The organism is Rhodococcus sp. 077-4 (assembly GCF_047782425.1).
GTDB lineage: Bacteria > Actinomycetota > Actinomycetes > Mycobacteriales > Mycobacteriaceae > Rhodococcoides.
This window is the reverse complement of record NZ_JAJPWC010000001.1, coordinates 1,077,033-1,091,793: the sequence shown is the minus strand read 5'-3', so window position 1 is coordinate 1,091,793 and position 14,761 is coordinate 1,077,033. Positions and strand designations below refer to the sequence as shown.

13 protein-coding genes are annotated in these 14,761 nt (G+C 64.7%); 5 read left to right on the top strand and 8 right to left on the bottom strand.

The window, feature by feature from the left end; genetic code table 11:
• Positions 1-127: 127 nt before the first annotated feature.
• Positions 128-1,756, bottom strand: coding sequence for a peptide ABC transporter substrate-binding protein (locus ACNEOT_RS05270; RefSeq protein WP_415972704.1), 1,629 nt, complete (start codon positions 1,754-1,756; stop codon positions 128-130).
• 444 nt (positions 1,757-2,200) lie between these two features.
• Between ACNEOT_RS05270 and acs the strand changes: the two genes are divergently transcribed.
• Positions 2,201-4,144: an acetate--CoA ligase gene (gene acs, locus ACNEOT_RS05265; RefSeq protein ID WP_415972702.1), complete on the top strand. Its 1,944-nt coding sequence runs from the start codon at positions 2,201-2,203 to the stop codon at positions 4,142-4,144.
• Between the two features lie 45 nt (positions 4,145-4,189).
• Here acs and ACNEOT_RS05260 read toward each other — a convergent pair whose 3' ends face one another.
• On the bottom strand, positions 4,190-6,052 hold the full coding sequence (locus ACNEOT_RS05260) for a glycosyltransferase family 39 protein (RefSeq protein ID WP_415972701.1): 1,863 nt from the start codon (positions 6,050-6,052) through the stop codon (positions 4,190-4,192).
• A 145-nt stretch (positions 6,053-6,197) separates the two neighbouring features.
• Entirely contained in the window at positions 6,198-7,568 is a 1,371-nt protein-coding gene (locus tag ACNEOT_RS05255; protein ID WP_415972699.1) for an MFS transporter, read from the bottom strand.
• A gap of 242 nt (positions 7,569-7,810) precedes the next feature.
• Between ACNEOT_RS05255 and ACNEOT_RS05250 the strand changes: the two genes are divergently transcribed.
• Positions 7,811-8,308 carry a phage holin family protein gene (locus ACNEOT_RS05250; RefSeq protein ID WP_415972698.1) on the top strand — a complete coding sequence of 166 codons (498 nt, stop codon included), beginning with the start codon at positions 7,811-7,813 and terminating at the stop codon, positions 8,306-8,308.
• An 18-nt stretch (positions 8,309-8,326) separates the two neighbouring features.
• The gene (locus ACNEOT_RS05245) at positions 8,327-9,259 is read left to right on the top strand and encodes an alpha/beta fold hydrolase (RefSeq protein WP_415972696.1); all 933 of its coding nucleotides are present in this window, start codon (positions 8,327-8,329) and stop codon (positions 9,257-9,259) included.
• A gap of 29 nt (positions 9,260-9,288) precedes the next feature.
• On the opposite strand, the gene marP is transcribed toward ACNEOT_RS05245, so the two are convergent.
• From marP to nth, 4 genes are read right to left on the bottom strand one after another with little or no spacing between them, the layout of a single operon-like run.
• The gene (marP, locus tag ACNEOT_RS05240) at positions 9,289-10,479 is read right to left on the bottom strand and encodes an acid resistance serine protease MarP (RefSeq protein WP_415972694.1); all 1,191 of its coding nucleotides are present in this window, start codon (positions 10,477-10,479) and stop codon (positions 9,289-9,291) included.
• A complete protein-coding gene (locus ACNEOT_RS05235; RefSeq protein ID WP_415973661.1) occupies positions 10,476-11,162 on the bottom strand; it encodes an NUDIX hydrolase in 687 nt (228 codons plus the stop codon). The genes marP and ACNEOT_RS05235 overlap by 4 nt, the downstream gene beginning before the upstream one ends.
• 23 nt (positions 11,163-11,185) lie before the next feature.
• The gene (locus ACNEOT_RS05230; protein WP_415973659.1) at positions 11,186-11,797 is read right to left on the bottom strand and encodes a TlpA family protein disulfide reductase; all 612 of its coding nucleotides are present in this window, start codon (positions 11,795-11,797) and stop codon (positions 11,186-11,188) included.
• A gap of 50 nt (positions 11,798-11,847) precedes the next feature.
• The gene (gene nth / locus ACNEOT_RS05225) at positions 11,848-12,534 is read right to left on the bottom strand and encodes an endonuclease III (protein WP_415973657.1); all 687 of its coding nucleotides are present in this window, start codon (positions 12,532-12,534) and stop codon (positions 11,848-11,850) included.
• A 173-nt stretch (positions 12,535-12,707) separates the two neighbouring features.
• Here nth and ACNEOT_RS05220 point away from each other — a divergent pair, with 173 nt between their 5' ends.
• Both ACNEOT_RS05220 and ACNEOT_RS05215 read left to right on the top strand, forming a co-directional pair.
• Positions 12,708-12,977 (top strand): hypothetical protein, encoded by a 270-nt coding sequence (locus tag ACNEOT_RS05220; RefSeq protein ID WP_415972692.1) that lies wholly within the window; start codon positions 12,708-12,710, stop codon positions 12,975-12,977.
• 267 nt (positions 12,978-13,244) lie between these two features.
• Entirely contained in the window at positions 13,245-13,919 is a 675-nt protein-coding gene (locus ACNEOT_RS05215; protein ID WP_027494494.1) for a Crp/Fnr family transcriptional regulator, read from the top strand.
• Here ACNEOT_RS05215 and ACNEOT_RS05210 read toward each other — a convergent pair whose 3' ends face one another.
• Positions 13,920-14,714 (bottom strand): MBL fold metallo-hydrolase, encoded by a 795-nt coding sequence (locus ACNEOT_RS05210; RefSeq protein ID WP_415972690.1) that lies wholly within the window; start codon positions 14,712-14,714, stop codon positions 13,920-13,922.
• Between the last annotated feature and the right edge of the window lie 47 nt (positions 14,715-14,761).

Below are 14,761 nucleotides of genomic sequence, written 5' to 3'. Positions count from 1 at the left end.
GCAGAGGCGCAAGGATCAGCTGCAGCGGGGCGTCGAACGTAGATGTGGGGGAACGAGCACACGAGAAGGGCGGTAGGTGGAAGACCTACCGCCCTTCTCGGTCTCTAGAGCAGTGGAGCGAACGTGATCAGTTCTTCTCGATCTCGTTGTAGATCGGAATTCCGTCCCAACCGATCTTGACGTTGGTGACGTTCTCCGACCAACCGCTGGCCGCGTTGCGGTACCAGGTCGGCACGGCAGGCAGATCGTTGAGCAGGATTTCCTGAGCCTGGTTGGTCAGCTCCTGCGCCTTCGTCTTGTCGGTCTCACCAGCGGACTCACGGAGCAGACGGTCGAACTCCGGGTTGGAGTACTCACCGTCGTTGGAGCTGCCACCGGTCTGGTAGTTCTGCGCGAGGAAGCCGTACTGCTGCGGGTAGTCACCCTGCCAGCCCGAGCGGAATGCGGTCGCGATGGTGCGGTTCGTTGCTTCGGTACGCAGCTGAGCGAACGTCGGGTACGGGGCGCCCTGCGCTTCGATACCGAGCGTGTTGCGGATGCTGTTGCTGACCGCATCCACCCATTCCTGGTGTCCGCCGTCGGAGTTGTAGGCGATGGAGAACGTTCCGGACCACGGCGCGATGGCGTCGGCCTGTGCCCACAGAGCCTTGGCGCCCTCGGGGTCGTACTCGACATTGGCGACGTCGGAGAGATCGCCGGTCCAGCCATCGATGGCGGGGCTGGTGAAATCCTTTGCGGGAGTTCGTGTCTTGTTGAAGATCTGCTCGGTGATCTGGTCGCGGTTGATCGCCTTGGAGATCGCCTGACGACGCAGAGCGCCTTCCTCGCCACCGAAGTGCGCGAGGCGACCCGGGATGGTGAACGTCTCGATCGACGCGGACGGCTGATTCACCGTGCGGCCGGGCAGGTCCGACTCGAACGTGGTGACGGCCGAGGCCGGAACGTTGTCGAGAACATCGACGTTGTTCGAGAGCAGATCGGTGTACGCAGTGTCGAGGTTGCTGTAAAGAATGAAGCTCACTCCGCCGTTGGCGGGCTTGCGGTTACCGGCGTAGTCGGGGTTGGTGACCAGGTCGATCCGCACGTTGTGCTGCCATGCGCCTTCCTGGGCGAACTTGTACGGGCCGTTACCGATCGGGTTCTCGCCGAAAGCGGCGATGTCCTTGTAGGCCACCTCGGGTAGCGGGTAGTACGCGGCGAAGCCGAGACGATCGGGGAACGCCGCCTCGGGCTGCTTGAGCTCGATGGTGAAGGTCTTGTCGTCGACGACCTTCAGACCGGACATGGTCTGCACAGTCGGGTTCTCGGCGGCGACCTCGTCGTAACCCTGGATCGGATCGAAGAACGAGCCCTGCAGCTGCGCGTTGGTCGACAGCGCGCCGTAGTTCCAGGCATCGACGAACGACTTGGCCGTGACCGGCGTGCCGTCGGTGAACTGCCAGCCGTCCTTCAACGTAACGGTGTAGTTCTGACCGTCGGTGGTATCGATCGAGTCTGCGACCTCGTTCTCGACACCGCCCTCGGGCGTGTAGGAAACCAGGCCTGCGAAGATCGAGTCGACGACGCGGCCGCCGGTGTTCTCGCTCGTATTGGTGGGGACCAACGGGTTCTGCGGCTCGCCGCTCCACGCGTTGATGATGGCGGAGCCGTCTCCGGCCCCTCCGCCGCCAGTCGAATCGCTCGAAGAGCACGCCGTCACCAGCGCCGCTCCGACGACAACTGCAATTGCAGCTGACGCGATGCGTGTTTTACGCAAAGAAATCCTCCATCCAGATGTGAGCACGGGGTCATCCATGCTCAGTTCCTCGGGCGCGACGCCCGGGGATTCGTGGGCAACCGCAAGACACGGCATGTAAGCCGTATCAACGATCTGATGGGATGGACTTTAGACACATCCTGAAACGAACATGTGCAGTCCCCCGGATTTTGTTGACCGGTGAGTAGGCCGGAAACATGATCGAAACGTTTGAGCAAGTCGATTTCTCACAGTTCGGGCACAGCCGTCGTCGAGCCGGCTCACCGATGAGCCCATTTACCGCCCACCGTGCCAAAACAACCGATCACCGCAGATCAAAGGGTTGCAGCCGATTGCAACGGTGCGATCGCCATCACATGTGACTACCCTCACCAATAGCTCGAGACGGGCCTGCGAGTGCCGTTTCATGGGCCAAAAGCATCGGACGAAAGAGAGCTATTCGAGATGACGACCAGTACCTCCGGGACCGACGAGACCGCGGTTGCTTCCTACGCACCCTCGGCCGAGTTCTCCGCTGCGGCCAACGCCGGAGCCGAGCTCTACGCCGCCGCGGAGGAGGATCGACTCGGCTTCTGGGCAGAACAGGCCCGCCGGCTCCACTGGCACACCCCGTTCACCGAGGTACTCGACTGGTCCGATGCCCCCGTCGCCAAGTGGTTCGCCGACGGCGAGCTCAACGTCGCCTACAACTGCGTCGACCGACACGTCATCGACGGCCATGGCGACCAGGTGGCGATCCACTGGGAAGGCGAACCCGGAGACAGCCGCGACGTCACCTACTCCGATCTGCTCGCCGACGTCAGCCAGGCCGCCAACACCCTGACCGACCTCGGTCTCGTCTCCGGTGACCGCGTCGCGATCTACATGCCGATGATCCCCGAGGCCATCGTCTCCATCCTCGCCTGCGCACGCCTCGGCCTGACCCACTCGGTCGTCTTCGCCGGCTTCTCCGCCACCGCACTGCGCTCACGCATCGACGACGCCCAAGCCAAGCTCGTCATCACCACCGACGGCCAGTGGCGACGCGGCAAGCCCGCGCCCATCAAGGACACCGTCGACGAAGCGGTGGACGGCGCCGCGTCGATCGAACATGTGCTCGTCGTCAAGCGCACCGACTCCGAGGTTGCCTGGACCGAAGGCCGCGACCTGTGGTGGCACGAGACCGTCGCGAATGCGTCGAAAGAGCATGAGGCGCAGCCGTTCCCGGCCGAGCACCCCCTCTTCATCCTGTACACCTCCGGTACGACGGGTAAGCCCAAGGGCATCATCCACACCTCCGGCGGCTACCTGACGCAGACCTCGTACACGCACCACAACGTCTTCGACCACAAGGCCGGAACCGACGTGTACTGGTGCACCGCCGACATCGGTTGGGTCACCGGGCACTCCTACATCGTCTACGGGCCGCTCTCGAATCGCGCGACCCAGGTCGTGTACGAGGGAACTCCCAATTCGCCCGACGAGCACCGTCATTGGAACGTCATCGAGAAGTACAAGGTTTCGATCTACTACACCTCGCCGACCCTCGTTCGTACTTTCATGAAGTGGGGCAAGGAGATTCCCGATGCGCACGATCTGAGCTCGATTCGTCTGCTCGGCAGCGTCGGCGAGCCGATCAACCCCGAGGCGTGGCGCTGGTTCCGCGACGTCGTCGGCGGCGGCAGTGCGCCGATCGTCGACACCTGGTGGCAGACCGAGACCGGTGCGATCATGATCTCCCCGCTGCCCGGCGTCACCTCCACCAAGCCCGGCTCCGCGATGACCCCGCTACCCGGCATCTCCGCCAAGATCGTCGACGACGACGCCAAGCCACTGGGCAACGGCGGCAACGGCTATCTCGTCCTCGACGAGCCGTGGCCCGCCATGCTGCGCGGCATCTGGGGCGACATGGACCGGTACAAGGAAACGTACTGGTCGCGGTACGCCGAGGAGGGCTGGTACTTCGCCGGTGACGGTGCCAAGTACGACGAAGACGGTGCCCTGTGGGTCCTCGGACGCGTCGACGACGTCATGAACGTCTCCGGTCACCGCATCTCGACGTCCGAGGTGGAGTCGGCACTGGTCAGTCACCACAGTGTCGCCGAGGCCGCCGTCGTCGGCGCTGCCGACGAGACCACCGGTCAGGGCATCGTCGCGTTCGTCATCCTGCGCGGCGGTGAGGAGAACACCGGCGATGCCTTGATCGCGGAGCTCAAAGCGCAGGTCTCCAAGGAGATTTCGCCTATCGCCAAGCCGCGTGAGATTTCCATCGTCCCCGAGCTGCCGAAGACCAGGTCCGGCAAGATCATGCGCCGCCTGCTCCGCGATGTGGCCGAGGGCCGCGAACTCGGAGACGTCTCCACCCTCGTCGACCCGAAGGTATTCGAGGCGATCAAGAAGGGTCGCTGAGTGCCTACGGCAGTGGTGTGATCAAGTGCCCTCTGCGGCGCTTAATCACACCACTGCGCGCAGCGCACTCAGGTCGAACACCGTGCGATCGTCCACGGTCTGCGGAGTGAACGTCGCGGCCACCCAATCGCCGATCGCCGACGGCCTGTTCTTGTCGGTGCCCGCGAGGAAGTAGTGGATCTTGCCGGCAGCGACGTCGGCCTGGAATTGTTCGAGCGTCGGCGACGGATCGGTTCCGGAGAATCCGCCCACCGGCATCACTGGATCTCCCGTCGCCAGTTGTATGCCCGCGGCGGCGTTGGAACCGATCGTCGCCGCCACCCAGGTGTAATTCTGTGCGTCGGATTCGAGCAAACCCGTCAGTTCGGCGTCCGGAGCCTGGGCAGTGAATTGCGCCGAGCGGCCTGCACTTTCCTCTTGCGCATCGCTTCTGAATTTTGCTGCCTCGGATGGAATCGAGGGACCTGCCGAAGGGCCTCCCCCACTGTGCGGGGTGACCACGGTGTCGGCGACGTACGCCACCGGCCCGGCCAGAGCGACTGCCAGCGCGATCGCCCCGACTGCGATCGATAGTTTTCCCGATCCTCGGACCACGAGGGCGAGAGCAACGACTGCCCCCGATGCCAGGACAACCCAGCGCAACCACGGAACGAAATCCGGAGTGCGGGCAAGGAAGACGAACGATGTTGCAGTCGTGACGGTCGAGGCCAGGACGAGAACCGCACGCCACCAAACATTTTGGCGTCGTACCCACAGTTCGCGAAGTGCCGCACCGACGATGGCGGCTATCGCCGGGGCGATCACGATCGTGTAGTAGGAGTGGAAGGTGCCCGACATGAAGCTGAACACCAGCGCGCACCCGACGAGCCACAACCCCCACATCACGTACCAGGCCCGCTGAAAGTCCTGCCGAAAAGCTTTGCCGCGCATCACGATTCCCGCCACCACGAGCACGAGCGCTCCCGGAATCAGCCACGAGATCTGACCACCCTGCGCAGCCGCGAACAAGCGGGTGATGCCCGTCTGCGTACCGTGCCCACCCGGGTCTACTCCAGCTGAAAACGACCCCGCACTGCTCCCGTGTTCGTTGCCCGTCAACCGGCCCAGGCCGTTGTAGCCGAAGGTCAGGTCCAGAATGCTGTCGGTTTTCGATCCGCCGACCCACGGCCGGTCCGATGCCGGTACGAACTGCACGATCGCCACCCACCATCCCGCCGTCACGAGGACGGCGGCACCGGCGGCCAGCAACTGCAGGATTCGGGTTCCGAGCTTCGACGGCCCGAACGCTGTGTAGGCGACGGCCAGAGCCGGAACGACGAGGAACGCCTGCAATTGCTTCGTCAGAAAGCCCAGTCCCACAACAGCTCCGGCGAGGACCAGCCAACGCGTCCGACCGTCTTCGAGTGCCCGAAGCATCGCCCAGGCTGCGCCCAGCAGCGTCAGGGTGAGTAGGGCATCGGGATTGTCGTAGCGGAACATCAGCGCGAAGGTCGGCGTCGTGGCCAGTATCGCCCCCGCAATCAGCGCTGCCCCGTGGCCGAACCGGCGGGCAACGATCGCGTACATGATTCCCACGCTGAGCACCGCCAGAAGAACCTGCGGCAGCAGCAACGACCACGAGTTGAGCCCGAAGATGCGTACCGAGAGCTCCATGACCCACAGCGAGGCCGGCGGTTTGTCGACGGTGATCGAGTTCGCGGCGTCGGAGGAACCGAACAGGAAGGCCTTCCAACTCACCGAGCCTGCCTGGACGGCCGCCGCGTAGAAGGAGTTACCCCAGTGCTCGCGGTTCAGATCCAGGGAATAGGCCGCTGCCGTTGCGACGAGAAGGGCGGCGAGAGTAGGCATCGCCCATCGCGGCCGGCTCACATCGAGCCGGGCGGGGATGGTCGCAGGAGAAGTGGTCACGAACGATCACTGTTGCCCCCGATCCTGAAGGTCCGCTGCCTACTTCCTGGCAATCGACCGTCAATATCGACGACGGACAGCAACTACAGGTGAGCGGAAATTCGTAGCAGAGGTCGAATTTCCGCTCACCTGCGGCGCAGCCGCCCTACACGCTGTCGAGGGACTGATCCCGAGTTTCTTTCATGATCAGCAAGGCGATCAACGTCAACGCCGCAGCGATGGCGAGGTACACGCCCACCCAGCCGACGCCGTAGCTGCTCACCAACCACGTTGCGATGAAGGGAGCCACTGCGGCACCGAGGATCGACGCGGTGTTGTACGAAATTCCCGAGCCGGTGTAACGCACGTTGGTCGGGAAGAGCTCGGGCAGAACAGCACTCATGGGTCCGAACGTCAGGCCCATCAATCCCAGCCCGACGCACATGAACACCAGCATCTTGCCTGCCGACGCGGACGACGGATCGGCGAACCAGTGGAACGAGAGCCCGAACACGATGATCGCCGCAGTGATCACGATGAGCGTGGGACGCCGGCCGTACTTGTCGGCGAGCAGTCCGGCCACCGGAATCAGGGCTGCGAAGAACAGCACCGCGATCAGCTGCAGCTCCAGGAAGTCCGTGTACGGGATGGCCAACTTGGGACCGTTGACGTCGGAGACCTTGCCCGTTCCGTAACTGACCACCCACGTGGTCATGATGTAGAACAGCGTGTAGGTGGCAAGCATGACGAACGTGCCGATGATGAGCTGACGCCAACTGGTCTTGAACACCTGAGCCAGCGGAGTCTTGACCTTCTGGCCGCGCTCGACGGCCAGCTTGAACACCGGAGTCTCCTCGAGCTTGAGCCGCACGTACAGGCCGATGATGACCATGATCGCGCTGAGCAAGAACGGGATCCGCCAACCCCACGTGAGGAATGCGTGGTCGGTACCGGAGTTCGCGGAGTCGTAACCCGTGGCGATGACGATGAGCAGGAAGATGCCGTTGGCGAAGAAGAAGCCGATGGGCGCGCCCAGCTGCGGGTACATCGCCGCCCATGCTCGCTTGCCCGGCTTCGCAGTTTCGGTGGCCAGTAGCGCAGCACCGCTCCATTCGCCGCCGAGGCCGACGCCCTGCGTGAAGCGCATCAGCGCCAGCAGAGCCGGTGCCCACAGACCCGCCGCGGCGTAGGTCGGCAGGAGCCCGATTGCGAAGGTCGCGACGCCCATGGTCAGCAGGGACCCGACGAGGGTCGCCTTGCGGCCGATGCGATCGCCGAAGTGGCCGAACAGAATCGAACCGATGGGTCGCGCGACGAACGCCAAGCCGAACGTCGCGAACGACGCCAGCAGTGCTGTGGTGTCGTTGCCCGCCGGGAAGAACAGGCGGGGGAAGACGAGCACTGCCGCCGTCGCATAGATGTAGAAGTCGAAGAATTCGATGGACGTACCGACCATCGAGGCGATCACGATGCGCGACCGCGGCACCTGAGGTGCGGGAATTGCGCCGTCATCGGTGACGGCGTGTGTTGAACTCACGAATGCTCCTGAAGGGGGAAGTTCCCTGCAAATTACCTGATGAATACCTGAGAATTTCACGACCACGTCGCGTGCGTCGGCCGTTTCTGCAAGATCGCCTGGTTTGCCCCACCCGACGGCGAGGTACGTCCCTACAGGGCCGGGCGTCGCCCGACTGCCTCGAAACAGTTAACCTGCTACCCAGGCACTACTGTCGATACGATCCGCAAAACACGAGCAGAGCGATTACAAGGGGTCGAGAGTTGAGCGTCAGCAATGACAAGGGATACGGCAACGGAGTCCCGAACACGATTTCGTCGATACCTCTGACCGATGTCGATGCTCGCACCCCTGGTAGCGCCAGCATCGGAAATCTCGTCAAGGACGCCACCACTCAGGTCTCGACGCTGGTGCGCGCAGAAGTCGCCCTCGCCAAGGCCGAGGTCACCGGCGAGGTCAAGAAGGGTCTGCAGGGCAGCGTCTTCTTCATCATCGCGCTGACGGTGCTTCTGTTCAGCACCTTCTTCTTCTTCTTCTTCGCCGCCGAGCTGCTCGACGTGTGGCTCTACCGATGGGCTGCATTCCTCATCGTGTTCGCATTCATGGTGTTGGCCGCGGCGCTGTTCGGATTCCTCGGATATCGCAGAGTCAAGAAGCTCCGCAAGCCGGAGAAGACCATCGACTCGCTCAAGCAGGCGTCGTCGGTACTGCCCAACCAGCACGATTCCATCCCCGGAGTTCCCGGCTACAAGAAGTTGTAGCCCGGCGAACCGAGCAGTATGAACAAGCCCGATCCGTCCACCGTCCGCTATCCGGGGCAGTGGATCCATCGCGACATCCACGCCAACGGAATCCGGTTCCACGTCGTGGAAGTCGGCGAACACGCACCCGACGCACCACTTGTGGTTCTGCTGCACGGCTTCGCCGACTTCTGGTATTCGTGGCGGCACCAACTCGAGGCGCTCTCTCGGTCGGGCGTCCGCGCCATCGCCGTCGACCTACGCGGCTACGGCGACTCCGACAAACCACCACGCGGATACGACGGGTGGACCCTGGCCGGCGACATCGTCGGACTCGTTCGGGCCTTGGGTTACCCGCACGCCGCGTTCGTCGGCCACGCCGACGGTGGCCTCGTCTGCTGGGCCAGTTCGGCACTGCACCCACGCATGGTGCGATCGATGGTGCTGATCAACGCACCGCACCCCATCTCCCTACGCCGCGCCGTGCTGAAGGATTCCGCTCAGCGGGCAGCGCTACTACCGCACTTCGTTCGCTACCAGGTTCCGTTGCGCCCCGAGACACTGCTGACGCGCCGAGGCGGCATCGCCGTCGAGGAGCTGATGCGTAGCCGCGCCGGCTCGCAGTGGCAGCGCTCCGTGGACTTCGCCGACACCACCGCCAAGATGCGTTCGGCCATCCGCATCCCCGGTGCCGCCCATTGCGCGCTCGAATATCAGCGGTGGGCATTCCGCAGCCAGTTTCGTTCCGACGGCCGCCGCTTCATGGACGCCGTCGACGTACGCACCTCGATCCCCGTCGCCCAGATCAGCGGCGACCTCGACCCGTACGTCCTGCCCACCACCCTCGATCGGGATCGGCACTGGGCACCGGGTCTGACGCGTCGAACGGTGCGGGACGTGGGGCACTACGTGCACCAGGAGGCCCCCGACGTGGTGTCCGAGGAGATCCTGCGGGTCGTGCACGGTTCGTAGCGGGCTACGACATACCGTGCACGTGGGAACTACACGATGCAGTCGCCCGTGCCCACCGGTACCGGCGCAGCGAAGCCCTGCGCGAGTTCGTCGGCGATCTCCGACGCGGTCAGCACGAATCCGGTGTCAGGGTCGTCGACAGCGGCACCGAACACGACGCCGAGTACCTCACCGGACGAATTGACCAATGGTCCACCGGAATTGCCCTGCCGCACCGATCCACGCACGGTGTACACCTGCCGTTCGACGGTGCCGGTGCGGTAGATGTCCGGACCGCTGAGGTTGATGATCTCGCGGATGCGCGCCGGGCTCGCCGTGTACGGGCCACCGCCGGGGTAACCGAGCACGATGGCGTCGGCTCCTGATTCGCCGGGCGTCGCCGCGAACGGCAGCACCGGCGCCTGGAGCTGCGAAACCCGAAGCAGCGCAACGTCTTCCTCGGGATCGAACAGTACGACGTCGGCGGCAAGAGGTCCGTTCGGCGAATCGACGGTGACCTCGGACGTGCCTGCGACGACGTGCGCGTTGGTCATCACCAGGTCCGGTCCGACGACGAAGCCCGAACCTTCGAGCGCCTTCTGGCAACTCGGCGCGACGCCGTTGATCTTGATGATGCTCGACTGCAGCCGAACAGGAATCGGGCCCGCTGCGATCCCGGAGTCGGGTGCCGCGACGTCGGCGACCGGAGTGCGGCCGAACGGCCCGATGACGTCGGGCAATCCGGAGGTGTCGAGCAGCGCCGAGAATTCGTCGGGTACCTGCCGCAGCCAATCGGGTGCCACCTCGTCGACCTGGCCGAGAACCGTCGATCCGCGGACCGCGCTGGCCACCTCGGGCTGCGAGGACGACGTCAGTGGAATGGCGAGCAACCACGCGGCGGCGAGCACCGCCACCGCCTGCAGCCCGGCACCGATCGTGCTGTCCACCGATCGTGCTGCACGCGAATGGATTCCGCTGCGCAGCGCCCGCCCGAGCACCATCCCGGCCACTTCACCGACGATCACCAGCACCACGATCAACGCGATACCGACGAATACCCGCGTTCGCGAACCGTCGACGTGCTCGAGCACGTGTGGTGCCACCAGAATTCCGGCGACGGCTCCGAGAACGACACCGAGAAACGCCAGCGCCGACGCCACCGCCCCCTGCCGCCATCCCGACGTCGCCGCCAGCAGTGCGATGGCAACCACCGCGATATCGACCCACCCTGAACCCGTCACCGATCGAGCCTCGCTCCTACCGCAGTCAAGCTGGCCTCCAGATCGCGTATGTCCCCCGTGTCCCACTCGGGCTCCCAGCCCGATACAGCCAGCAGGCCCGCCAGAATACCGCCCGTGAATCCCCACACCAGCATTCCCTGCACCGCGAACGCGGGTCCCTGGTAGCCGGCAGGGTGGCGCACCTGGAATCGGTTGTCCGGATCGAGCAACTCGCGCAACGGAACTCGCACCACCCGCTCGGTCTCACCGGAATCGACGACGCGCACCGGGCTCGGTCGCTCCCAGTACGAGAGCACCGGAACCACGTCGAAGCGCGACGGCGGAACGTAGATGCCCGGCATGGTCGCCAGTGGTACGACGCCTGTCGGATCGAGTCCGGTTTCTTCCTGCGCCTCCCGCAGCGCCGTACCGATCGGACCGTCGTCGCCCGGGTCGGTGGCCCCACCGGGGAAAGCAATCTGTCCGCGGTGATCGCGCAGCGTCGACGCACGTTGGGTCAGCAGTACGTCGGCATCGGCAGGCAGTCCGCCGCGCGCAGCGGGATCGGCGACGGCCGAGCCGCCGAACAGCACGAGTACCGCCGCCGAACGGGTCCGGTCGGCGGGTTGCGCATGACGCTGCAGCACGGGGTTGGTCCCGGTGGTATCGGTCAGGCCGCTCGCACCACCCGCGACGTCGAGCATGCGGCCCAGCCAGTCGGGTGCGCTCACGAGTCGACTCCGAGGTTCACGCGCACTGCGTCGGCGATGTCGTCGACGCTTCTGAAAGGTTGAGGTAGCACCTTGGCGACAGTGCCATCCGCAGATATCAGAACGGACACGGGCAACACGTTCGGCGCTCCGACGGCCGCGACCACGCGCCCGGAGCCGTCCTGAACTCCCGGCAGGGTGACGCCGTAATCGGTGAGCCGAGTCAGTCCGTTGGCCTCGTTGGCGTCGTTGTGGACCGTCAACACTGCAATCTTCTCGCCCGCTCGCTGCGCGTATTGCTGCAGGTAGGGCAGCTCTTCCGCGCACGGCCCGCACCAGTAGGCCCAGATGTTGAGCAGTGCCGGGCGACCGGCGAGCACCTGACCGAGATCGACGTTCGAGCCGTCACCGATGCATTCGAGGGTGATACCCGTCAACGGGCCCGCCGCGGAAACGCCCGACGGCGTAGGACATGCGGCCAGCGCGGCTTCGCGCCGCAGCGGGGCGAGAGCCTCGGGGGTGTCGGCAGCGCGACGCTCGCCCGTGCTCGGTGCCCGCTGCCCGAGGCCTGGACCCTCCTGGGGCTGCACGCCCGGAACGTCGTTGCGCGGCCACAGCGCGTAGACCATGCCGACCACCAGGATCAGCGCGACCAGAGACCACCGCAGAGCAGCTTTGTTCACGGCACGATTCCGGCGAGGGCGAGGAGGTGTTCGGTTTCCGGACCCTTCACCAACGCAGCCGCGGTAGCGGGGTCGGTCGGACCCGTCCCGTAGGAGGGGCAGTCCTTGGCGAGGATGCATACCCCACACGCAGGCGTGCGGGCATGGCAGACGCGTCGGCCGTGAAAGATGACGCGATGCGAGAGGAGCGTCCACTCCTTGCGTTCGATGAGTGCGCCGACAGCGTGCTCGACCTTGACCGGATCCTGTTCCTCGGTCCACTGCCAGCGCCGCACGAGCCGTCCGAAATGAGTGTCGACGGTGATTCCGGGAACGTCGAACGCATTTCCGAGCACCACGTTGGCCGTCTTGCGACCGATCCCGGGAAGAGTGACGAGATCCTTCAGCGTCGCGGGCACTTCGCCGTCGTAGTTCTCCAGCAACTTCTGCCCGAGTCCGATCAGCGAGTTCGCCTTGTTGCGGTAGAACCCCGTGGTGCGGATGTACTCCTCGAGTTCGGTGCGGTCGGCCTCGGCATAATCGCGGGCTGTGCGGTATCTCACGAACAGTGCCGGGGTGACCATGTTGACGCGCTTGTCGGTGCACTGCGCGGACAGGATGGTCGCGACGGCGAGTTCGAGGGGCGTGGTGAAGTCCAGTTCGCAGTACACATGCGGAAAGGCAGTGTTCAACGTCCGGTTCATCCGACGGGCCCGGCGCACGAGCCCGAGATGAGTCTCCTCGCGTTTGCGCACGTCGGGGCGTTTCGGAGCTGTCGAATCCACCCCACAACTGTACGGACAAGAATGCGTAACGAACTACGCGAGCGCACCGAGCTGTGTTTGTATCGAGACCTTTTCGGTGTTAACTGGCCGGTATGCAAGGACTCGCCGTGGTGCTCTTTCCGGTACTACTCATGCTCTTCGCACTCGCGATGGAACGCGTCGAGTTCCGGCTCAGCAAGATCGGCGTCCGGGAGCAGGAAGTGCAGGAATTCCTCGATCAAGCAAGCACGTCCGAGGTCGCCACTCTGGCGAACGAGGGTTTTCCGCACGCATTGGCCCGATTCAACACCCGCAAGCGCCGCCAGACCCCGCCGCGAACGATCGATACGCGCGACGGCATGGTCGACCAACGCGCCAGCTGAACGACCGATTCATCCCAATGGTCGTGATTTCGATGAATTTCCGGTGAACGGGAACACACACGCGATACCTCTGGCAACCTGTGGTGGCGTCGATCACTCGGTTTCGACCGACTCGAAGTAGACTCCCCTGAGGTAATTGTTGTGTTTGATCATCGGATCGGCGTCGACGCCTGAACTGCACCGCAGTTCGGTGAGTGGCACGAACTGTGTACAAACGCTTTCGGTGATGCGGGTTACCGCGTCACCGACATCCCAAAAGGAGCGCAAGTGGACGACGTCCTGGCACGGGCCGGCATCTTCCAAGGAGTCGAACCCTCTGCGGTTGCGGCACTGACGAAGCAGCTGCAGCCTGTCGATTTCCCCCGTGGACACGTGGTGTTCAACGAGGGCGAGCCCGGAGACCGGCTCTACATCATCGTCTCCGGCAAGATCAAGCTCGGGCGACGCTCCCCCGACGGCCGCGAGAACCTGCTGACGATCATGGGACCGTCGGACATGTTCGGCGAGCTGTCCATCTTCGACCCCGGCCCCCGTACGTCCTCGGCCACCACGGTCACCGAGGTGCGCGCGGTGAGCATGGACCGGGCTGCACTCAAGGACTGGATCGACCAGCGCCCCGAGATCGCCGAGCAGTTGCTGCGCGTACTGGCCCGCCGGTTGCGCCGCACCAACAACAACCTCGCCGACCTCATCTTCACCGACGTTCCCGGACGCGTCGCGAAGGCACTGTTGCAGCTCGCCCAGCGCTTCGGCACCCAGGAAGCGGGATCGCTGCGCGTCACCCACGACCTGACGCAGGAAGAGATCGCGCAGCTCGTCGGCGCGTCTCGCGAGACCGTCAACAAGGCACTGGCCGACTTCGCACACCGCGGATGGCTGCGCCTCGAAGGCAAGTCCGTGCTGATCTCGGACTCCGAGCGACTGGCCCGCAGAGCTCGCTAGCTAGCCGTTTCGGCGAAGGTAGGCCAGCTGCGTTTTCACGGACATGCGCGCAGCCGGCCACAACTTCTTGTCCACGTCCGAGTAGACGTGACGTACCACCTGCATCGGTTTCGCGTTCTCGCCGATCTCGGCGAGCGCCGAGCGAACCTGATCGAGCCGCTGCCGACGGTGGGCGCGATACGCTCGCGCCACCTCGGCGGTGTCCGGCAACTCCGGCCCGTGCCCGGGAAGTACGGTCTTCCCTGCGCCCGCCGCTTCGAGCCGGTCCAACGACTGCAGATAGTCCGCGAGTGAGCCGTCCTTCGGATCGAGCACCGTGGTGCCGCGGCCGAGGACGGTATCTCCCGTCAGGATCGCGTCGTCCAGAACGAAACTGACCGAATCCGCGGTGTGACCGGGCGTGCTGAGCACCTCGATGCGCAGTCCGGCGGCCTCGATGACCTCGCCGTCGGCCAGACTCTTCGCATCGCCGTACAGAAACTCCTCCCCCACCGCCCGCACCGGTGCCCCCGTCTTTCGGTGAAACCGCTTCAGGCCTGCTGTGTGATCGGCATGGCGATGGGTCACCAACGTCAGTACCACCGTGCCCGACGCGGCGACGGCGTCGAGATGGCCCCGGTTCTTCGGCCCCGGATCGACGACGATGCACTCGTCCGACCCCGGTGCCCGCAGAATCCAGGTATTGGTCCCGTCGAGCGTCATCTTGCCCGGGTTGTCGGCCAGCAGAACCGACGCCGTGGGCGTCACCTGCCGGAGAAGTCCGTACGCGGGATGCTGGGGGTTCGAGGCGGCCATTGAAATACTGTAGGTCGCCTGCCCCAGGAGGTGTCCATGCGGACTAC